Origin of the sequence: Shewanella vesiculosa, assembly GCF_009994065.1 — a bacterium.
Taxonomy (GTDB): Bacteria; Pseudomonadota; Gammaproteobacteria; order Enterobacterales; family Shewanellaceae; genus Shewanella; species Shewanella vesiculosa.
In genome coordinates this window covers 130156-152581 of record NZ_JAACSD010000005.1, presented here as the reverse complement: position 1 = coordinate 152581, position 22426 = coordinate 130156, and the positions used below count along the sequence as shown (strand labels likewise).

The 22426-nt window shown below is 41.0% G+C and carries 18 protein-coding genes; 6 read left to right on the top strand and 12 right to left on the bottom strand.

Annotated features, from left to right (window positions below; all coding sequences use genetic code 11):
• Positions 1-2: 2 nt before the first annotated feature.
• The 9 genes from GW828_RS05390 to murJ all read right to left on the bottom strand — a co-directional run bounded on the left by GW828_RS05390 (position 3) and on the right by murJ (position 9711).
• Complete coding sequence (locus GW828_RS05390; protein ID WP_273057700.1) at positions 3-437, bottom strand: pilus assembly PilX family protein; 435 nt, start codon at positions 435-437, stop codon at positions 3-5.
• 62 nt (positions 438-499) lie between these two features.
• Complete coding sequence (locus GW828_RS05385) at positions 500-1444, bottom strand: PilW family protein (protein ID WP_273057699.1); 945 nt, start codon at positions 1442-1444, stop codon at positions 500-502.
• On the bottom strand, positions 1441-1998 hold the full coding sequence (gene pilV, locus GW828_RS05380; RefSeq protein WP_273057698.1) for a type IV pilus modification protein PilV: 558 nt from the start codon (positions 1996-1998) through the stop codon (positions 1441-1443). The genes GW828_RS05385 and pilV overlap by 4 nt, the downstream gene beginning before the upstream one ends.
• Positions 1999-2281: 283 nt before the next feature.
• Positions 2282-3211 carry a 4-hydroxy-3-methylbut-2-enyl diphosphate reductase gene (gene ispH, locus GW828_RS05375; RefSeq protein ID WP_273057776.1) on the bottom strand — a complete coding sequence of 310 codons (930 nt, stop codon included), beginning with the start codon at positions 3209-3211 and terminating at the stop codon, positions 2282-2284.
• A 41-nt stretch (positions 3212-3252) separates the two neighbouring features.
• On the bottom strand, positions 3253-3696 hold the full coding sequence (gene fkpB, locus GW828_RS05370; protein WP_124017148.1) for an FKBP-type peptidyl-prolyl cis-trans isomerase: 444 nt from the start codon (positions 3694-3696) through the stop codon (positions 3253-3255).
• Between the two features lie 2 nt (positions 3697-3698).
• Entirely contained in the window at positions 3699-4202 is a 504-nt protein-coding gene (gene lspA / locus GW828_RS05365) for a signal peptidase II (RefSeq protein WP_182722571.1), read from the bottom strand.
• Between the two features lie 21 nt (positions 4203-4223).
• Positions 4224-7046, bottom strand: coding sequence for an isoleucine--tRNA ligase (ileS, locus tag GW828_RS05360; RefSeq protein WP_273057697.1), 2823 nt, complete (start codon positions 7044-7046; stop codon positions 4224-4226).
• 33 nt (positions 7047-7079) lie between these two features.
• Positions 7080-8015, bottom strand: coding sequence for a bifunctional riboflavin kinase/FAD synthetase (gene ribF / locus GW828_RS05355; RefSeq protein WP_124017146.1), 936 nt, complete (start codon positions 8013-8015; stop codon positions 7080-7082).
• A 136-nt stretch (positions 8016-8151) separates the two neighbouring features.
• The gene (gene murJ, locus GW828_RS05350; protein ID WP_124017145.1) at positions 8152-9711 is read right to left on the bottom strand and encodes a murein biosynthesis integral membrane protein MurJ; all 1560 of its coding nucleotides are present in this window, start codon (positions 9709-9711) and stop codon (positions 8152-8154) included.
• A gap of 258 nt (positions 9712-9969) precedes the next feature.
• Between murJ and rpsT the strand changes: the two genes are divergently transcribed.
• On the top strand, positions 9970-10236 hold the full coding sequence (gene rpsT, locus GW828_RS05345) for a 30S ribosomal protein S20 (protein ID WP_124017144.1): 267 nt from the start codon (positions 9970-9972) through the stop codon (positions 10234-10236).
• Positions 10237-10755: 519 nt separating this feature from the next.
• Here rpsT and GW828_RS05340 read toward each other — a convergent pair.
• On the bottom strand, positions 10756-11052 hold the full coding sequence (locus tag GW828_RS05340; protein ID WP_124017143.1) for an ArsR/SmtB family transcription factor: 297 nt from the start codon (positions 11050-11052) through the stop codon (positions 10756-10758).
• Positions 11053-11185: 133 nt separating this feature from the next.
• On the opposite strand from GW828_RS05340, the gene GW828_RS05335 reads away from it, so the two are divergent.
• Positions 11186-12631 (top strand): M28 family metallopeptidase, encoded by a 1446-nt coding sequence (locus tag GW828_RS05335; RefSeq protein ID WP_273057696.1) that lies wholly within the window; start codon positions 11186-11188, stop codon positions 12629-12631.
• A 101-nt stretch (positions 12632-12732) separates the two neighbouring features.
• On the opposite strand, the gene yaaA is transcribed toward GW828_RS05335, so the two are convergent.
• Together yaaA and GW828_RS05325 are read right to left on the bottom strand one after the other, a co-directional pair.
• Entirely contained in the window at positions 12733-13509 is a 777-nt protein-coding gene (gene yaaA, locus GW828_RS05330) for a peroxide stress protein YaaA (protein ID WP_273057695.1), read from the bottom strand.
• 116 nt (positions 13510-13625) lie between these two features.
• Positions 13626-15062: an alanine/glycine:cation symporter family protein gene (locus GW828_RS05325; RefSeq protein ID WP_124017221.1), complete on the bottom strand. Its 1437-nt coding sequence runs from the start codon at positions 15060-15062 to the stop codon at positions 13626-13628.
• A 521-nt stretch (positions 15063-15583) separates the two neighbouring features.
• On the opposite strand from GW828_RS05325, the gene GW828_RS05320 reads away from it, so the two are divergent.
• The 4 genes from GW828_RS05320 to pgi all read left to right on the top strand — a co-directional run bounded on the left by GW828_RS05320 (position 15584) and on the right by pgi (position 22366).
• Positions 15584-17950, top strand: a complete 2367-nt coding sequence (locus tag GW828_RS05320; protein ID WP_273057694.1) for a phosphoketolase family protein — start codon at positions 15584-15586, stop codon at positions 17948-17950.
• Positions 17951-18344: 394 nt separating this feature from the next.
• Positions 18345-19463, top strand: a complete 1119-nt coding sequence (locus GW828_RS05315; protein WP_165870136.1) for an OmpA family protein — start codon at positions 18345-18347, stop codon at positions 19461-19463.
• A gap of 296 nt (positions 19464-19759) precedes the next feature.
• Positions 19760-20713: a transaldolase gene (tal, locus tag GW828_RS05310; protein WP_182742471.1), complete on the top strand. Its 954-nt coding sequence runs from the start codon at positions 19760-19762 to the stop codon at positions 20711-20713.
• 15 nt (positions 20714-20728) lie between these two features.
• On the top strand, positions 20729-22366 hold the full coding sequence (pgi, locus tag GW828_RS05305; RefSeq protein WP_124017137.1) for a glucose-6-phosphate isomerase: 1638 nt from the start codon (positions 20729-20731) through the stop codon (positions 22364-22366).
• Positions 22367-22426: the final 60 nt, after the last annotated feature.

Sequence of the window (22426 nt, the reverse complement as noted above, 5' to 3'; positions counted from 1 at the left end):
GACTAGTTATCCCCCATCAATTCTTTTTCTACACCAACAACCACAGTAACTTGCCCCATATTACTGCGGCCAAATGTTGCGGCACTTGATATTTCGACTCGACGACAAGAGATACCTTCAGTAGGCGTAATGCTTGGTTGACAATCTGTATCACCATCAGCCAAAGGAGTTAATGTACTTGACACCCCTAAATCATTATCGACAGTGGTTAACACCGCAGTCATTGTAGCCATAACGCCTGAATTGGCTAAAATAGCTTTGTCTTGAGCACCTTGTGCTGATGCCATAGCATCTATACGTTCAGCTCCGGCACCAGCCATTCTTAATGACTGCGTAGAATTAACCGCTAAAGCGACACCAATAATTGTCATCAACACCAATATAATTAAAGAGAAAAATAGCACAATACCTTGCTGTTTTTGATAAGATTTTATCATATTGTCACCTTAAAATTTTTTCACTATTTGGACCATAATATTGGCCCGAATCCATATTTTTACTAGTTATTAAGTATACGGTTTTCTAATACAATCGTTGTTGAAACAATTTTACGACGATAATTATCTTTTAATGGGCCAATTTTTTTATCACCGAGTTGATACGTTGTGTCATTGGTATAACTGCGATCTTTATCACTTGAACGTACTAATAAAAAAACTTTTAAAGAGACGATTTCATTGTCATTATCCCACATTAATGTGGTCACATTTTCTGCGGGCATATAGCTATCTGCAGTTCCGTCAGCATTGCTATCGACACCATACAGTACTCGCATATTTTCGATGCCTTCAACTAGCTGCTCCTCATTATTCATACCATTATTTATCGACAATGTACGTCGTCTTAGTACCGGAATGTCACCATCATCGCGAATAAAATAGACATGATGTTGATATTCCCAATTCCGACTATTTACAAGCCCTGGCGCTGCAGCATTGCCATCAAAAAAAACGATAGCTTTTAAAGTAGAGGCTACATAATAACGAGTAGCTGTTAGAAAGGTTGCTGGCGGGCCAATTAAACGCTTAATTTGAATCACATCGGTTTTACTATTAGGAGAAATACAAGCTAAAGATTGAGGGCTCACGCCCTGTTCATAACCCCATAGGTAACGAAAACCTGTAGGCTGAGCATTGGGAAAACTAGCATTATTTAAACCTGCGCCAACACAGTCATTTGTTACGGCTGTTGAACTAACAGTAATATTACCTGGAGTTCCAGTAAAGTCGCCCATAAAACCTAATTGGCTAAGGTCTCGCTCCAATATAGCTAATGCGATACGCCCATTTTCTTGCAGTTGGTTAAATTGACTGGTGGTTGTGACATTACTGGAAGACATACTGAACATGGTAAAAAGGCCAGCGGTGAGAAATAAGCTGATCAACATTGCGACCATTAATTCAACGAGCGACAAACCTCGTTGCTTATCAAATAAAATTATCATCTTATAATCGCCGTATTAACGACGAATGTACGTCGTCGATCACTAGTAGAACCACATCCTTTAACAAAACTGGTTTGCCCCTCGGCACCATCAGATGAAGCTCGGACACCTTTCCACGTTATGGCAACGATAACATTATTCGCTCCATCAACAGCGATACAAGCTGTAGGTGAATCCAAACCGCCGACATTTATATTGTCTGACGACTTTTCACTTGTGCCTAAAAATGCACGCTCCCATTGAAACAAGTCCCAATTTCTAGTTTCAATATTGGTGCAAATAACGTTTGCTCCCACAGCAACATCACAAGATTTTGCCGATGCAATCGTACTGCCAGTATAGGTACCATTGTAAGTGGCTAATTGACTACTATTGATGCGCATTCGATTAATAATATCATTGGCATAATACGAAGCTTGAGTTTGCTGAAAAGACTCAAAACTGCCTTGTTTAGAAATAATATGAAGATTAAAAATGCCAATAAGGCCTATCACCAGAATAACCAGTGAGACCATAACTTCAATCAAGGAAAATCCATTCCTTTTAGGTGACATAAGCGTCAAACCTCCTGCAAAGATCAATATTAGAGAATACGACCTTAAATTTTGTTGCGCCAAGCTAGTATTACTTAATATATAGATGATAGCTGAGTTAAATGTAATCAGATAGTATCAATTTTGTATATTAAGCATGATTAATAGCTCGAAATATTTTATTGGTATTATACTCGGTTCATTTTTTAAGTACAAAAAACCCGCAACCTAAATTAAATTGCGGGTTAATATTTTTATCGTATTGAAATTAAACAAATAACTAACGTTATTGTGAACGTAACAATTAACGCAATTCTGCAGGTACGGCGAAAACGGTATCTTCTTTACGTCCTTCAACTTCAGTTATCACACTCGGTGCTAATGTCGCTATCGCGTTAACAACTTGTTGAACTAACACTTCAGGCGCTGAAGCACCGGCTGTGACAGCGACTTTCTTTACGCCGTTAAACCATGCTGCTTCTACATCAGCAGCGGTATCAACTAAATAAGATTGAGTACCAGTTTTTTCAGCAAGTTCACGCAAACGATTTGAATTAGAACTGTTTTTAGAACCAACAACAATCAGTAAGTCCACTTCTGCAGACATACTACGTACTGCATCTTGACGATTTTGAGTTGCGTAGCATATGTCATCTTTACGGGGCCCTTCAATTGAGGGAAAACGTTGCTGTAATGCACTAATGATATCTAAAGTGTCATCAACAGACAGTGTGGTTTGAGTAACAAAACATAAGTTCTCAGGATTATTAACCTGAAGATTATTAACATCTTCAGGTGATTCAATAAGATAAACACCACCTTTAGGGTTATCGTATTGTCCCATTGTGCCTTCAACTTCTGGGTGCCCTTGATGGCCAATCAAAATGCACTCGATACCTTTACGACTTGCACGAGTGACTTGCAAATGCACCTTTGTTACTAAAGGACAGGTAGCATCAAATACTTTTAAACCGCGATCTTTGGCTTCTTTTCTTACTGCCTGAGATACACCATGGGCACTAAAAATAACAATGCTGTTATCTGGAACCTGATCAAGTTCATCGATAAAAAGCGCACCACGCTGTTTTAGATTTTCAACCACATAGCGATTATGTACCACTTCATGGCGAACATAAATTGGTGGTTCAAATAATTCTAAAGCACGCTCAACAATACTGATTGCACGATCAACCCCAGCACAAAAACCGCGAGGATTAGCCAACAAAATACTCAGTTCAGGAGACGTCGGATCAACTTTTAACATGTGATACCTTTTTAATCAGTTATAACACTGACCACTTCAAGCTCAAACGTAAGCGTGCGTCCAGCAAGTGGATGGTTTAAATCGACAGTAATTGAGTCACCAGCAGTATCACGAACGATACCCGGTATTTCACTACCACCTGGGCCTGCAAAACTGACGATGACACCGTCTTCAAGCTTCATATCAGCTGGAAAACGGCTTCTGTCCATATAATGGATTGCATCTGGATTTGACTCACCAAAAGCATCTTTTGCCGCTAAGGTAAACTTGTGCTTATCACCTTCACTCAAGTCTTTAAGTTCATCTTCAAAAGCCGGACTTAAGCTACCGTCACCAATATTAAAACGCGCCGGTTTGCCCGATGCTTTAGTACTGTCAGCGGTCGATCCGTCTTCTAATACAATATTCATATGGCACACCAATGAGCGACCATCTTGTTTAGTTAAATCTGTCACAGTTAATCTTGCTCCTTTGGTGACTTTGCATCTGGTCTAAATGATTCCCAGATGATCAGTACTGCACCCACAAATATACCTGAATCGGCAATGTTAAACGCTGGATAATGGCTGGTTTGCCAGTAGAAATCGATAAAATCAACGACAAAGCCATGCATTAAACGATCAACTAAATTGCCCAGTGCGCCACCAATAACTAAGGTAAAGGCTAAATTACTCCGCCATATCGTGTGTGACTGTTTACGAAGCCATACGGTGAGTAAAGTACTAAAGCCGAGAGCTATAATAGTAAAGAACCAACGTTGCCAGCCACCAGCATCACTTAAAAAACTGAACGCAGCGCCATAGTTTCGCACATAAGTGAAATTAAAAAATGGCAGCAGTTTGATAGACTCATACAATTCAAAATTGGCCAAAACCCATTGTTTAGATAGCTGATCGGCTAAAAACACCAATGCAGCTACCCAATACCAACGCAAGCCACTGTCTTTCCATGTTAATGGCACAGTACTCATTGTGTTACTTCCTTAAGCAAAATTGCGTTGTTCGCCTTCACCTTCAATATTGGTCACACAGCGTTGACACAATGTTGGGTGAGATTCAATGGTGCCAACTTCTTCACGATAGTGCCAGCAACGCTCGCACTTCTCTGCCGAACTTTTGGCTACCACTAGCTTAAGTGAGCTTAATTCTGTTTCGATGGCGTCATCACCGGCTTGTGACATATCCGCCACGGCCGCTTTTGAAGTAATAAGGATAAAACGCAACTCATCACCCACCTTGGCGAGTTCAGCCGCTAAATCAGCATCAGCAAACAATGTAACTTCAGCTTCTAATGAACCACCAATACGCTTGTCACGACGCGCTTGTTCAAGCACTTTGTTGACTTCGTTACGCACAGTTAATAGTTTTTCCCAATAATCATCACTTAAATCACTGTCAAGCGTTACCGCTTCTAGGCCTTGATACCATTCTTGAGTAAACACATACTTTTCACGCTTACCTGGTAGCAGCTGCCAAACTTCGTCGGCGGTAAAGCTTAAGATTGGCGTCATCCAACGAACCATAGCTTCGGCAATATGATAAAGCGCAGATTGACAACTACGACGAGCATGACCTTCTTGCTTCGCGGTGTACTGGCGATCTTTAATAATATCAAGATAAAAACTGCCTAGCTCAACAGAGCAGAACTGCATCAATTTTTGGGTCACTTGGTGGAAGTTGTATTGATCATACGCTTCGATAATTTCTTGTTGCAGTACCGCTGCACGGCGAACAACCCAACGATCTAATGCGACCATGTCTTCTGAGGCAATCATGTCTGTTTCTGGGTTAAAACCATTTAGATTCGCTAACAAGAAACGAGCAGTATTACGAATACGACGATATGCGTCAGCACTACGATTTAAAATTTCATCAGATACGGTCATTTCGCCACTGTAATCCGTTGCGGCAACCCATAAGCGTAAAATGTCAGCCCCAAGCTTATTGATCACTTGTAGTGGCGCTATCACGTTACCAACAGATTTTGACATCTTACGGCCTTTACCATCAACGGTAAAACCATGAGTCAGCACTTGCTTATAAGGTGCTGTACCATTCATCGCCGTTGAAATCATCAATGATGACATAAACCAACCGCGATGCTGATCGCTCCCTTCTAAATACAAATCAACGCCATGACCATGAAACTCTGGGCGTGCAGCAACAACAGATGAGAATGATGAACCTGAGTCAAACCATACATCTAATGTGTCAGTTACTTTACGATACTGATCTGCTTCATCACCGAGTAACTCACTGGCATCTAAATCCCACCAAGCTTGAATACCCTGTTGTTCAATGCGATGCGCGACACGTTCCATTAGTGAAACACTGTCTGGATGCAATTCATCGGTTTCACGGTGAACAAATAAGGTGATCGGTACGCCCCAAGTACGCTGACGAGAGATACACCAGTCGGGACGATTTTCAACCATTTTTTCGATACGGCTTTGACCCCAATCAGGGATCCACTTGGTTTGCTCAATTTCTTTTAATGCTTGCGAGCGTAAACCATGGTTATCCATAGAGATAAACCACTGTGGCGTAGCACGGAAAATAATCGGTGTTTTGTGGCGCCAGCAATGTGGATAACTATGACGATAAGCAACATGCAGCAATAACGCGCCTTTTTCTTCTAACAGCGCAACCACATTGGCGTTGGCTTTAAAGACATGCTGACCGGCAAAAAATTCAGTATCAGCTTTATAAACCCCATTATCGCCAACGGGGTTTGCCACTTCTAAACCGTATTTTTGACCAACAATAAAATCGTCCTGACCATGCCCTGGTGCGGTATGTACAATACCAGTACCCGCGTCAGTCGTAACGTGATCGCCTAAAATGGCTGGCACATCGAACGCATAAAATGGGTGGCTAAAACGCATTAACTCAAGCTCAGCGCCCTTTACTTCACCTAAAATGATGTGTGACTCTGCAGCGTAACGCTCAAGGCAAGACTCGACTAAAACTTGGGCCAAAATCAATGTGGTGGTTTTGCCGTCTTTAACAAATTCCACCAAGCTATAATCTAGCTCAGGGCTTAATGCTAACGCACGGTTAGCAGGAATCGTCCAAGGAGTTGTAGTCCAAATAGCCATTGCCACTGGTTTAGCATAATTTTCAACGCCAAATTTAGCTGCAACTGCTTGGCTATCAACAGCCACAAAAGCCACGTCGATGGCTGGAGATGTTTTATCTTCGTATTCAACTTCTGCTTCAGCTAGCGCTGAACCACAATCGGTACACCAATGCACAGGCTTAACACCTTTGTGCAAATGACCGCTATCAATCACTTTTGCCAATGAACGAACGATATTTGCTTCAGTTGAAAAATCCATTGTGAGATATGGGTTTTGCCAATCACCTAATACACCTAAACGAATGAAGTCATCACGCTGACCTTCAACTTGAATAGCAGCATATTTACGACATTCTTCACGAAACTCTGCCGCAGAAATTTTGACGCCAGGCTTACCGACTTTTTGCTCAACTTTTAGCTCAATAGGTAGTCCATGACAATCCCACCCAGGAATATAAGGCGCGTCAAAACCAGACATGGTTTTTGACTTAATAATGATGTCTTTAAGAATTTTGTTTACAGAGTGACCAATATGAATGCTGCCATTGGCGTATGGAGGGCCATCGTGCAGAATGAAAGGTTTACGGCCGATACGGCTTTCACGGATCTGTTGATACAGTCCATCTTGCGTCCAGCTATTTAACATTTCTGGCTCGCGATTTGCCAAATTACCGCGCATCGGAAACTCTGTTTCCGGCAAATTCAAAGTAAATTTATAGTCGCTCATTGATCCCATACCATTATTTAAAGCTGATTCATTTCAGCTAGCATCGTTGCTAAACAAAGCGCGAGCTTCATTTGCATCATTTAAAATCTGTTTTTTTAGCGCGTCCAATGACTCAAAAGGTTGTTCATCACGGATCTTTGCTACTAATTCTACTTCCACTCGTTTACCGTATAAATCACCGGTGAAATCAAACAAGTGGACTTCTAATCTGCAGGTTTGACCATTGACAGTGGGCCTGAAGCCCACATTAGCCACTCCATCATATATATCACTGCCATCCCAGTACAAACGAACGGCAAAGACGCCTCGAATCGGTACCACATGTCGCTTTAACGCGATGTTAGCGGTTGGAAAACCGATCGTACGGCCTAATTTTTGTCCGTGAGCAACCTTACCACTTAAAATGAAAGGATGGCCAAGTAAACGCCTTGCTTGCTCCAAGTTCCCTAACGCCAGTTGCTCTCTTACCGCAGTAGAGCTTACTCGCGACGAGCCAACAACAAAACTTTGGGTACTGACAACGGTAAAGCCAAACTTCTTACCCGCTGCAACAAGCATTTCGAAATTACCTAAGCGACCTTTACCAAAGCAAAAATCATCACCAACAACCAAATATTTAACGCCAAGCTTATTGACTAATAACTCTTCAATAAAGGCTTCAGCAGGTTGATTAGCAAAAGCTTCAGTAAAATTGATACAAAGTAGCCGATCAATCTTCAGCTCGTCTAGTAACCTCATTTTATCGCGAAGGAGGCTAAGTCGAGCCGGCGCATCAGCACCTCGGAAACGTTCTTGCGGTTGAGGCTCAAACGTCATTAACGTTGCGGGTAATTGAAAGTGATGTGCTTTACTCACCAAGCTACTGATCACTTGCGCATGGCCACGATGGACACCATCAAAATTCCCAATGGTCAAAACACAACCATGATGAGAAGCTAAAATATTGTGTATACCGCGGATTAATTCCATTACGCTCAATACTGCCTATTGCAAATCGGCAGATTATATACCCAAACCAATGTCAGATGCGAGTTTCAACCTGAGATTATTACAGCCGATTTAGGATATTCTGCCGATACTCGCCCTGCAATTAGAATAGGATAATTTATCTCTGACGTTTAATTTTCCAAGGTCGAACACCCAACACAAGCAAACTCAACAGATAAATAACTGCGCCGCCAACAATAAGCTCAATTAACATAAACATCCGCTCAAAAGTGTGCCATTCAAGCCATATGCTTTGTTGTGGCATAAAATACACAAGTGCAATAGTCATCAATGCTGTAGAGATGATCACTTTAAATGAGAAAAACAAGGTTTGTCGGCTCATTTGATAAACGCCCGCCTTATGCAAACCTCTGTATAACAAGCCAGCATTCAATAACGCAGACATTGATGTCGCAATAGCTAACCCCACATAACCAAATGGAATCGCAAAAATAAGGTTAAAGGCCATATTACTCACCATGGCAATGATGCCATATTTAACCGGTGTTTTAGTATCTTGGCGCGAATAGTATCCCGGCGCTAACACTTTAATCATCATAAAACTTAATAAACCACAACCGTATGCAACCAAGCTGTACGATGCCATTTCAACGTCATTAACGCTAAATGCACCTCGCATAAACAGCACCATTAACATGGGTTTAGCCAGAACGATTAATCCTAACATAGCCGGAGTCCCCAGTAGCAAAATGGCTTTAACCCCCCAATCCATAGTGTGATTAAAGCCACTGCCTTCGGCATTCACATGTTTTTGTGACAGTGCAGGGAGAATAACAGTCGCGATCGCAATCCCAAATAAGCCTAAAGGAAACTCCAATAGTCGATCGGCGTAGTAGAGCCAACTTATCGACCCTGTCATCAAAAAACTGGCAATAAAAGTGTCAAACAATAAATTAATTTGTGATACCGACACCCCGAATAATGCAGGGATCATCAAAGTTCTGATTTTCACTACGCCAGGATGATTCCATCCCCATGAAGGTTTAACGAGCGCTTTCTCGCGGATCAAAAATGGGATTTGGAACAAAAATTGAATAAGGCCGCCAAAAAATACCCCCCAAGCTAAGCCAATCTCAGGATTTTCTAACGTATGTGCATACCATAAAGCCACGGTAATGATGGCCACATTTAAGAAAACCGGCGTAAACGCTGACACTGCAAAGCGCCCGCGAGTATTGAGAATTGAGCCGGCTAATGCAGTGAAGGTAATAAACCATAAATAAGGAAAGGTAATTTTTAACATCACTGAAGCAAGTTCAAATTTTTCAGCATTGGGGCCATCATTTAGCCAATCGACAAACCAGCCACCGCCAAAAAGTGCTGCAAGCACTGGTGAACACACAACGCCAACTAAGGTTACAATCGTAACCAGTACCCCTAAAGTACCTGCAACCTTACTTAACAACTCACGAGTATCTTCTGGAGTCATTTTTTCCTGATACTCAGTCAGTACCGGCACGAACGCCTGCGCAAAAGCACCTTCAGCAAATAAACGTCTTAAAAAATTAGGGATTTTATTAGCAAAAAAGAACACATCAGCACTACTACCGGCTCCCATAAGATTCGCAATAACCACATCACGGACCAAGCCTAATACTCGAGAAATCAATGTCATAACACTAACTATTAGACCTGATTTAAATAATTTTTTGCTCAAACAGCCCCCTGAAACGTGGTTACTTCTAAGAAATTAATGGGATTTATAACAAATATTCTATTCTAACCCTGTCACACAGACCAAAGAGCTGGTAGAATTGCGCCACATATTACACGAGTTGGGTTGAAGTTTGGCATGCTAGGTTGGATTAATTTATCTTTATGATGATTATTCAGCTGTAGTCGTTGACAAGGCGACAAAAAGCAGGCATATTCCTCGGCCTTAAAAGTATCAAATCCAGTTTTTAGGAGTTGCACCTTGGCTAATAGCAAGTCTGCAAAGAAGCGCGCGCTTCAGTCTGAAAAGCGTCGCCAGCATAACGCTAGCCGTCGCTCTATGTTACGTACATACGTTAAAAAAGTCATCGCTGCTATCAAAAGTGGTGACCATAAAGCGGCTACAGAAGCATTCGCTACTGCACAACCAATTGTTGACCGTATGGCGACTAAAGGTCTTATTCACAAGAATAAAGCCGCTCGTCAGAAGGCACGCTTAAACGCAAAGATCAAAGCTATTGCAGCTTAGTTTTTTGTAGTTTAAGTTTCCAAAAACCGGCTCAGGCCGGTTTTTTTATATCTACATTTTACCCGCTTGTTTTTCCTTATGATAATTTAACACACCTCAATTAATACAATCGCTCACCATGAGTATCCGCAGCCTCTTTAACACTTATCTAAAAATAACCACTCATTGTTTAGCGCTAAATTGATTTACTCATTTCTAACAGATCTAACAGACACTTTGACCTAAGCGCTCTCAAAAGAATGATATACAGACTCATTGAACGGATAACAGATGGTAAATAGCAACGCTAAATACTGCAAAGATATTGAATTTATTGGAGTAAGAGATAATTGATTTGATCTCATTGATAACGATATTCAATGGTAGTAATCATCATGCTATAGAATATAAGGCTTGTAAGAAAAGGCAGTATTCGATTGATGTGAAAGAGTAAAGCATAATATTAGTAGCAAAAACTAAACGTCTTAACTAAGGCATCAATAAATAAGATGTGCCCGTTAAGACGTTTGCGGAGTCAGTTTAATAACAATACATATTATTTAATACTTGAATTAACTCTTTTACCTCATCACTTTTTAACGAATAAAAAACGGTTTGCGCCTCTTTCCTAGTACAGACTAATTTGTCTTTACGAAGCCATGCCAAATGTTGAGATAAAGCAGATTGACTTAGCCCCAACTTCTTATTCATTTCACCAACACACATTTCACCTTCATTAAGAAGATGACACAAAATAAACAGTCTACGTTCATTTGCTAATGCTTTTAGCAATACGACCGCATGATCTGCTTGCTGTTGCATTTTATCTATATCCATCACGCGCTCTTCTCCTTCATCTAACCCCGCACTAATATAGCGTTCCCTTACAAATAGAGTCGGGACATAAAGCACACTTTTTGGTAGATTGTTGTAAAAAATGAGACTTAGCTAAAATAATCAAAGGAAACTCATGAAAAACTATCAAAGAGCAACACTCGTCGGAGCCATATTTACCACTCTACTCGGGTGTCAAACCCCCGTACCCACTAAAATGAGTGATGCCAGTTTAGTTATCAATAATTCAGATGATGCCAAAATCAGTCAACAATTGGCTAAGCAAGCTTTATCATCACGTTTAAGTTATGACATTGTTGAATCGCTTACCGTAGAAGTCGGTCCACGATTAGCGGGTACAGACAAAGACATCATGGCCGTTGATTGGGCGATGGAAAAACTGTGGTCGCTCGGATTTGATAAAGTATATAAAGAATCGGTTCAAGTTCCTGCTTGGTCTAGAGGCAGCGCACACGCGAGTATCGTAGCGCCTTATGAGCAACCTTTAGTTGTGACAGCCTTAGGTGGCAGTGTTGCAACCCCAGTTAACGGAATTCAAGCACAGATTGTACGCTTTGACAGTTTAGAAGAGTTATCCAACGCATCGCCGGGGCGCATTGAAGGCAAAATAGTGTTTATTGACCGTAAAACTGAACGCCACATTACAGGTAAAGGTTATGGCGAGGCTGTTGGTGGCCGCTCTCGAGGAGCCATTGTTGCGGCCCAGAAAGGAGCCTTAGCAATTGTTATCCGTTCCATTGGCACAGATCATGACAGAATGGCACACACAGGAATGATGCGTTACGAAGAAGGAACGCCTAAAATTCCTGCCGCAGCAATGTCTAACCCTGATGCAGATTTGATTAATGCCATGTTAAAGCGTAATCCTAACATCACCCTATCACTGAATATGACCTCAGAAAATTTAGGTATTGCGACATCTTATAATGTTATAGCCGAAGTCACTGGAAGCAGTAAACCAGATGAAATCGTTCTTATCGGTGCTCATCTTGATTCGTGGGATGAAGGCACAGGTGCAATTGATAATGGTGCGGGTGTGGCGATTGTTACCACCGCAGCTAAACTCATTCAAGACTTACCGCAAAAACCTGCACGTACTATTCGAGTGGTATTATACGCAGCTGAAGAAGTGGGTTTAGTTGGTGGTAAAGCCTATGCAGCGCAACATGCTGATGAGTTAGGCAAGCATTATATTGCGGCGGAATCTGATTTTGGTGCAGGACCTATTTATAAAATTGATTTTAATGTTAACCCCGCCACATTCGAGCAAGTGAAACAACAACACTCTGCCATAACACTTAATGGGGTTGAGCTTGGCAATAATAACGCTTCAGGCGGACCGGATGTGTCGATGCTACCTGCATTAGGTGTACCGGTTGCTTCATTGAACCAAGATGGCACAGACTACTTTGATTATCACCACACGCCGAATGATACATTAGATAAAATTGATCCTAAGAAACTGGCACAAAGTGCAGCAGCTTATGTCCAATTTGCCTACATGATGGCACAATCAGAAATTGATTTAAGACCTGTTACCGAGCAAAAAGACCAACACTAGCGAGTTGTAGCGCTATTAAGTTCAATTGAGCTCAGAATTTGATGACTAAAAAGCCCTTGTTTAAGGGCTTTTTTATTGGCTAAGGCTATGGACTTAAAGTTTTACTTTTGTTCGGCGCGTAAAAATACAGGCTCTGTGGGAGTCGACTGCGCTTCGCTGTAGTAATAGCCTTCAAGATCAAACTCAGTTAATTGCTTAACAGAAGTGGGATTAGTATCAATAATATAGCGCGCCATCAAACCACGAGCTTTTTTGGCATAAAAACTAATCACTTTAAATTGGCCCTTTTTGCAGTCTTTAAACACAGGGGTAATTAGCTGACCTTGAAGTTGTTTTACTTTGACAGACTTAAAGTACTCATTAGAGGCTAAGTTAACAATGATATCATCGCCCTGCTCTTTCAATGCTTGATTAACAGCTTCTGTAATCGTTTCTCCCCAGAAAGCATACAAGTTATTACCTTCAGGGTTTGCCAGTTTAGTGCCCATTTCTAAGCGATACGGTTGGATTAAATCTAGTGGTTTAAGTAAGCCATACAAACCAGATAAAATACGTAAATGTTTTTGACTAGAAGCCATTTGTGACTCAGATAAATTATCTGCATCAAAGCCTGTATACACATCTCCTCTAAAGGCAAAAATGGCCTGCTTAGCATTATCTAAGGTAAACTGTGGCTGCCAATCAGCAAACCGAGCGGCATTCAGCCCTGCTATTTTATCACTCACCTTCATCAAGCTGGCAATATCCATGGGAGTTAATTCACGGCAAACATCAATCAACGCTTGGCTTTGTTTTAAAAAGCGCGGCTGAGTATGGGTATTAGAAATAGGTGAATGTTCGAAATCTAATGTTTTCGCAGGTGAAACTAAAACCAACATAAGTAAGCTCCGGATAAAATCATAACGTCATCATACTGAACTGATATAAAAAAACCATGCCGCATTAGCATGGTTTTTTCGATTGAGCTATTCGAGTAAACACTCTATACCCGAGTTTATTTCTTTATAGGCTCTGAAGAATTAGGCCAAATTTTTTCTTCTAATTGATCGGCTAACTCTGGAAATTTACTGGTATCAAATACTGGATCGATACCCGCATCAATCTGTTCCCGATAGTCGTTAATAACTCGAATCGCTAGGCCAGACAACAACAATAAGGCCACAATATTAACAATAGCCATTAATCCCATTGATACATCGGCTAAATCCCATACTAGACTGATTTTAGCCAGTGAACCGAACATCACCATACCTAAAACAACTACGCGAAATATAGGCAAAGCTTTTTTACTATTACCAGACAGGAACATGACATTAGTTTCTGCGTAAGAATAGTTCGCAATAATAGACGTAAAGCAGAAAAGTAAAATGGCAAAGGCAATAAATGCTCCCCCCCAATCACCCACATGGCTGGTAAGTGCACTAATCGTTTTCGCAATGCCATCTGAGCTAGATGCTGCATCACCAGACAATAAAATAATTGCAGCCGTTGCAGTACAAATAACAATAGTATCGACAAATACACCCATCATTTGCACAAAACCTTGCGATGCAGGGTGATTAGGATTTGGAGATGCGCTGGCAGCCACGTTTGCTGCACTTCCCATACCGGCTTCGTTTGAAAATAATCCTCGAGCAATACCGGCTTGCATTGCTTGAGCAACACTATAAGCAACACCACCAGCAGCGGCTTCTTGCCAACCAAATGCACTGTTAATAACTAACATGAATATGTCAGGTAACTTCTCAATATTCATCCCAACAACAACAAATGCTATAGCAATATAAGCAATCGCCATGACAGGTACAATGAGCTCAGATGCTTTAGCAACTTTTTTAAGGCCACCTACAATGACAAACGCACTGCAGATAACAATACCAATACCGATATATAGTGGTTCAAAACCAAAAACTTGAGTCATTGCACCTGTAATGGTATTGGCTTGAACAGCATTAAATACAAGACCAAATGCTAAAATTAGGAAGATAGAAAAAACCACGCCCATCCAACGCTGACCAAGGCCTTTCTCCATATAATAAGCTGGACCGCCACGGTATTGACCATCACCATCTTTGACTTTATAAACCTGAGCAAGAGTCGACTCTATCATCGCAGTAGCCATACCCAATACTGCTATAGCCCACATCCAAAACACGGCACCTGGCCCTGCTGTTCCAATTGCAACCGCGACACCAGCCATATTACCAGCTCCGACACGTGCAGCCATACTGGTACAAAAAACTTGAAATGATGATAAGCCATGCTTACCTGGACGGCGGCTTATCGCGAGTACTTTAATACCGTGCACAAAATGGGTAATTTGAATAAAACCAAGACGAATAGTAAAAAATAACCCTGCTCCCACCAACCCATAAACCAATAATTTGCCCCAAAGCAAGCTATTCATGAAATTAACAATCGTCTCTAACATTGCCATATTGTCTAATCTTCCCCGTTATAAGGTTATTTTTCTGTATCAGGCCATTGCACTGAATATAAAACACATAAGGCACAGACCAAGCACGTCATGTGCAAGCTGCTATGTGTAAAACGGTAATACTAATAAAAGTACCTATATAAAGTCGCCATTATAAAAGGTTATGGTCGTGGATTAATAGGTATTGATCACTCAGGACTACGAATGCTAAAGCTACGTTACCTAGCATACACATCGATTAAGTAAATGAAACGTTGCAATAACATCAACAAAACAAAAATTAACAAGTGATCTCAGTCACACTTTATCATTTCTACTATTAATGCTCTATGTTTAAAAAGCATTTGAATCGTTATTAAATTTCAAGTAATTAGCGACAAATCAACAATAAATGCGATCGAAACCAAACCTCATTACTCAGAAATTAGATAAAGGCCACATTATTGTAACTAAATTACAGATACAGTGTTCTCAAAGAAGGTTAAATAAGTTTTTCACTTTTAATAGAGGTCACTATGACTAACCCAAATGAAATCATCGCGCTAAAAAAATACGTAAGAGCAACGAACTTCCTTGCGACATCGCAGATTTATCTGAAGCAAAACGTACTTTTTAAGCGTCCGTTACAACATACAGATATCAAACCTCGTCTACTCGGTCACTGGGGAACATGTCCTGGTATTAACTTTGTCTACGCGAACGTTAACCGTCTTATTGTTAAGCATAAGCGTGAATTCATTTACCTTGTTGGTCCTGGCCACGGTTTCCCAGCTGTGCAAGCTAACTTATTTGTTGAAGGTTCACTTAGTCATTTCTATCCTGAGACCATTCCATTCACAGAAACCGGTATCGAAGATATCTGTAAAAAATTCTCAGCAGCCTACGGCTATCCATCACATGCAAACCCAGAAGCTCCTGGCCAAATATTAGAAGGTGGTGAGCTTGGTTATTCACTTTCTGTCGCTTGGGGGTCTGTATTAGATAACCCAAATCTTATTGCCGCTTGCTTGATCGGTGACGGTGAAGCGGAAACCGGCCCATTAGCGGCATCTTGGTATGCTAACCGCTTAGTCTCTCCTGAGCATAACGGTGCGGTTCTGCCAATCGTCCATATTAACGGTTATAAGATCTCAGGTCCAACCCGTATGGGCCGCATGAGCCATGAAGAACTGGATCTCGAATTCCGTGGCCTTGGTTATCACCCCATCATAGTTGATGATGAAATGGAAACAGATATCTTTGAACAAATGACAGCGGCAATGGACTTGTCTTATGAAATGATCACTCACATTCAACGTCGCGCTCGTTCTGGTGAAGACGTTGTGAAACCTCGTTGGCCAGTTATTTTAATGAGAACAGCTAAAGGTTGGACGGGTACAGCTGAATATGATGGCAAAAAGTTAGCCGGTAACTGTGAATCTCATCAAGTGATTGTCAGCAACTGTGCTAAAGATAAAGGCCATTTAGAAGCACTCAATACATGGTTAGCCAGCTATAAGTTTGATGAGCTAGTACAAACGACTGAAAGCGGCGAACTGATATTTGATAAAGACATCATGTCATTAATGCCACCAAAGGATTTATGCTGTGGTCGCCAACGTTTAAGTTATGGCGGTGAAGTCGTTCGCGCTTTAACGAATCCAGATTTAAGCAAACTGGGTTATGGTGCTGAAACACCTCGTGGCCATCGTGGTTTTTCAATGTTGAAAATGGGAGAATGGATGCGTGATGCATTCAAACTGAACCGCGATCAACGCAACCTGCGTATTTTCAGTCCAGATGAAACTTATTCAAATCAGTTACAAGCTGTATTTGAAGAAACAGATCGTTCATGGCAATGGCCTATAGAAAGCTGGGACCAAGATATGTCGCGCGATGGCCGCGTGATTGAGTTGTTATCTGAAAACTTGTTATTTGGTATGTTACATGGCTACACAGTAACCGGCCGTCACGGTATGTTCCCTACTTATGAATCTTTTTCTCAGGTAGTGTCATCAATGGCTGACCAATACTGTAAATATGTCCATGCCAGCCAAGGGATCCATTTCCGTAAGCCAATTCCAGCATGTAACGTAGTATTGTCATCGTTATTAGAACGTCAAGATCACAACGGTTACTCTCATCAGAACCCATCATTCCTAGGCGCGATGTTAGAGAAGCACCCAGAAATTATCTCTGCTTACTTGCCAGCAGATGCAAACAGCACCTTGGTATATACCGAAAAAGCTTATGCTGACAGAGACAAACTGAATATTATTGTTGCGGGTAAAAAATCTTTACCTCAATGGTTATCTTTAGCTGAAGCTCGTCAACAAGCTAAAGATGGCATGATGGTATGGGATTTCGCCTCAGATACCAATCCTGATGTGGTACTAGCTGGTTGTGGTGATTATGCAACTCAAGAATGTATGGCTTCTTTAGTTCTCATTCGTGAAATACTACCAAGAGTACGTATCCGTTTTGTCAGCGTGTCAGAACTTCACAGTAGCGGTTTAGGCAGCCTTGAATTTCAAAGCAAACCTTGGATGATGGATGAAGTATTTACCCAAGATAAAGGTGTGGTATTTAATTACCATGGTTATCCAAATACCATCAAGAAATTGGTCTTTGATTATAAAGGTAACCGTCGTTTCCGTATTAAAGGTTATGAAGAAGAAGGTTCAACGACGACACCATTTGATATGGGAGTGCGTAACGGTACATCTCGCTATCACTTAGTGATCGATATGGCTTACAAATTATTCCAGCAAGGTGTGATTGATGAAACACAACATGTGACCATCACCACAGATATGTTGCAACGATTAGTTGACCATAAGAACTACATCAAAGCCAATGGTGTGGATCCAGAAGAAATCGAAAACTGGGTATGGACTCGTTAAACTAACTTATTATTAGACCAAAAATACGCCTTCTGGGCGTATTTTTATTTTCACCCCCCAAATATGCTCATTAGAGGCATAAAAAGCAAAAACATTAAAAATCAGTACTATATTCACAATTACTCCCCAATCAATGCCAAAATAAAACAATCACACTTAGCTTATGATTTTACTTACTTTTTCTATGTCGCTTCAATTTTATTGCACTGGTATTTTACCGACCATTACCAAAAATTAATCTTTTTTACTATGGAAAAACATCTAATTACCACCCATACTTGCGCCGCTGACTAAAATACAAAGGAACACCACATTAAGCGTCAGCAATGCATGAAGATAACAACTCCGTTACATGCATATTTGGTGGAGTAAAATAACAATGGACTATAAAAATATGATGAAGAACACATTAAAAGTAGTATTACTCACATCTATGTTGCCTTTCGCTGCATCAGCTGCTCAAGAATTAACACCTTGGTACGTTGGTGGTGGTTTAGGCGTCAATAACTATGAACCAAACTGTGACCAAAAAACCATGAAAGTGTGTGGTGAAGATGACCCATATGCTTGGGATGTATTTGGTGGTTATTTATTTAACGAATACGTCGGAATTGAATTAGGTTATCGTGACCTTGGCCGCGCTGAATGGACTGATTATTCAAACAAACGTAATGATGTTGGTGTTCGTGGTATGTCATTAGGTTTTGTTGGTTTTTACCCATTAGCTGACAAGTGGAGTTTATCTGCTGAAGCCGGTGCATTAAACTACTTAATCTCCAACAAAAAAGAGTACAACACTGAATATTACAGTGATAGCGGTATTGCACCATATTTAGGTGCTGGTGTTGGTTATAACTTTACTGATAACCTAAAATTACAAGCTAAATACCGTCGTTATGAAAACCTTGACGAAGAAAAGTGGAATACACTTTCAATGGAAAGTAACTACTGGGGTCTTGAGCTAAGTTATCGTTTTGGTACTAGCGCTCCTGCTGCAGTTGTTGCTCCAGTAGTGGCTCCAATTGTTGCTGTAACACCTGGTGATGCTGACAAAGATGGTGTTAAAGATAACATGGACAAATGTCCAAATACTCCTTTAACACACAAAGTTGATGCTACAGGTTGTACTGTTTATGAAAACATCACCACTAAGCATGACTTAGGTGGTATTTTGTTTGCTAATGACTCAGCAGAGATCCGTGCCGGCTCATTTGCTGATTTAGAAAAACTAGCAGATTTCATGAACAAATACCCACAACATACTGTATCTATCGGAGGCCATGCGTCTAACGTAGGTAAAGCAGAATACAACATGAAGCTTTCTGAGCGTCGTGCTGTAGCGGTTGCAAATGCACTGAACACAAAGTATGGCATTAGCAAAAGCAGAATCAATGCTGTTGGTTACGGTATCACTCAACCTGTTATGCAAGGTAGTTCAGCAGAAGCTAACCGTGTTAACCGTCGTATCGAAGCTATCGTGACGGGTACCGAAAAACGCGCAGTATTACGTTAATTGTAATATTGATACGCTATACTTTAAAAGTCGCTGCTTGCAGCGGCTTTTTTATTTTAAGAACAACCTAATAAGCCTTACAACAGTGGCTGACACTGACATTCAGGTAATAGAATTGGAACTCTGCACCGTATAAACTAACCAATTCTGTCTATTTAACGACAATAATGGCTTTAAATAAGCGAAAATAACGGAAAATTTGGTAATTTTTTTACAAATAAAGTTGGAATAATCCCTAAAATCGCTTCTAATAAAGGCATTGATCTATTTTCATTGCTTATCGAGAGGAAATTTCCATGGCCAATGCACTCGCGCAACTCAAATCATTCACTACCATCGTTGCTGATACTGGCGACATAGAGGCAATTAAGCGTTATCAGCCTGAAGATGCCACAACTAACCCGTCGCTAATCTTGAAAGCCTCACAAATCCCTGAATACGCTTTTCTTATCGAAAATGCGATTGAATGGGCAAAAAACCAAAGCCAAAATGTTGAACAACAGATCGAAGATGCTGGTGATAAACTGGCTGTCAATATTGGTGTTGAAATTTTAAAGCTAGTACCAGGCCGTATCTCAACGGAAGTCGATGCACGCTTATCATTTGACAAACAAGGCTCAATTGACAAAGCGCACAAGCTAATCAAATTATACCAAGACGCTGGTATAGACAAATCGCGTATTTTGATAAAACTAGCTTCAACTTGGGAAGGTATTTGCGCTGCAAAAGAACTTGAACAAGAAGGGATAAACTGCAATCTAACATTACTATTTAGCTTTGCTCAAGCAAGAGCTTGTGCCGAAGCTGGCGTATACTTGATTTCACCTTTTGTTGGTCGCATCTTAGATTGGTATAAAAAAGACACAGGCCAAGATTACACAGCACAAACCGATCCTGGTGTAGTCTCTGTTACTGAGATATATAACTACTACAAGCAGCACGGCTATAACACTGTTGTAATGGGTGCCAGTTTCAGAAATATCGGTGAAATTATTGAGCTTGCTGGTTGTGATCGTCTAACGATTGGCCCTGCGTTACTAGAAGAGTTAGCGAATACTGATATTGAAATCAGCGAAAAGTTAGTGGCAACAGCAGCAACACATTCGGCTCCAGCAGCACTCACTGAAGCACAGTTCCGCTGGGCATTTAATGAAGATCCAATGGCTGTGGATAAATTAGCTGAAGGGATTCGTAACTTTGCCATCGATCAAGGCAAACTAGAAGTTATGCTAAAGACAAAATTAAGCTAGTTGGAGGCTTTACTCGTGACTACACTGACTCAAAGCACGACTTGGAAAGCGCTACAAACGCATTCAAGTCAACTACCTCACATGCGCGAATTATTTGCCCAAAACCCACAACGTTTTGAACAAATGAGCGTTGCGGCTTGTGGTCTGTTTTTAGATTATTCTAAAAACCGTGTGAACGATGAAACACTTAAGCTGCTATTCTCTCTCGCTAAAGAAGCAAAACTGAGTGATAAAATTACCGCGATGTTTAATGGTGATGTGATTAACAACACTGAACAACGCTCGGTATTACATACTGCACTGCGCAGTAAATCAACTCAAACTATCATGGCTGAAGGGGCGAACATCGTTCCTGAAATACAACAAACATTAGCTAAAATGGCTAAATTTGTTGGCTCTGTTCAATCTGGAGAGTGGAAAGGTTATACAGGTAAAGCGATTACTGACATTGTGAGTATTGGTATTGGAGGTTCATTCCTTGGCCCCAAAATTGTATCACAAGCGCTAAGACCCTATTGGCAAGAAGGACTTAACTGTCATTTTGTTGCCAATGTTGATGCGACCTCTATATGTGAAAAGCTAAAAAATCTCAACGCTGAAACAACCTTGTTTGTGATGTCATCGAAATCATTCAGTACCCAAGAGACACTCACTAATACTCTGAGCGCTAAAGACTGGTTTTTAGCTCAAGGTGCAGGCCAACAAGATGTCGCTAAGCACTTTGTTGCCGTGACATCAAATGTGACTAAAGCAACAGAGTTTGGTATGGACGCTAGCAACATATTCCCAATGTGGGACTGGGTTGGCGGCCGCTACTCTTTATGGTCAGCGATTGGTTTACCTATTGCGCTACTTATTGGCATGGATAACTTTAAAGCCTTGCTGGATGGCGCACATCAAATGGATGAGCATTTTTCCAATACACCTGTCGAACAGAATATGCCAGTGATCATGGCAATGCTATCGGTTTTATACGGCAACTTCCATGGTGCTCAAGCACACGTCATTTTGACTTATGATCATTATCTACGCGGTCTGCCTGCTTATTTCCAGCAATTAGATATGGAAAGTAATGGAAAATCAGTCACCTTAGACGGTAGTGATGTTGATTACAGCACGGGTCCTGTTATTTGGGGGGGTGAAGGTACTAATGGACAACATGCTTACCACCAGTTGCTGCATCAAGGAACATCACTTATCCCTGCGGACTTTATCATGCCACTTCAGAGCCATAATCCGTTAGGTGAGCATCATGACCAACTTGCATCAAACTGCTTTGGACAAACTCAAGCGTTAATGCAAGGCCGAACTTATGATGAAGCACTAGCAGAACTGAGTAATAGTTCATTAGACGCGGCTCAAATACCGCTTATTGCTAAACATAAGGTCATGTCAGGTAACAAACCCAGTAATACTTTATTAATGAATAAACTGACGCCAACGACCTTAGGCGCGTTGATTGCGCTATATGAACATAAAACATTTGTTCAAGGTGCAATATGGCAAATCAACTCATTTGATCAATGGGGAGTGGAGCTCGGCAAGCAGCTAGGTAATGATGTATTGGAGCGTATTGGTGCTAAAGAAGAGGCAACACAATTAGACTCATCAAGTAATGCGTTGATCAATCTTTATCGTCAGGGGAAGCTTTAACGCCTGAGGCAAATTAATGCTCGCCCACAAAGCCTTTGTATCAAAACACCCTCAATAGTC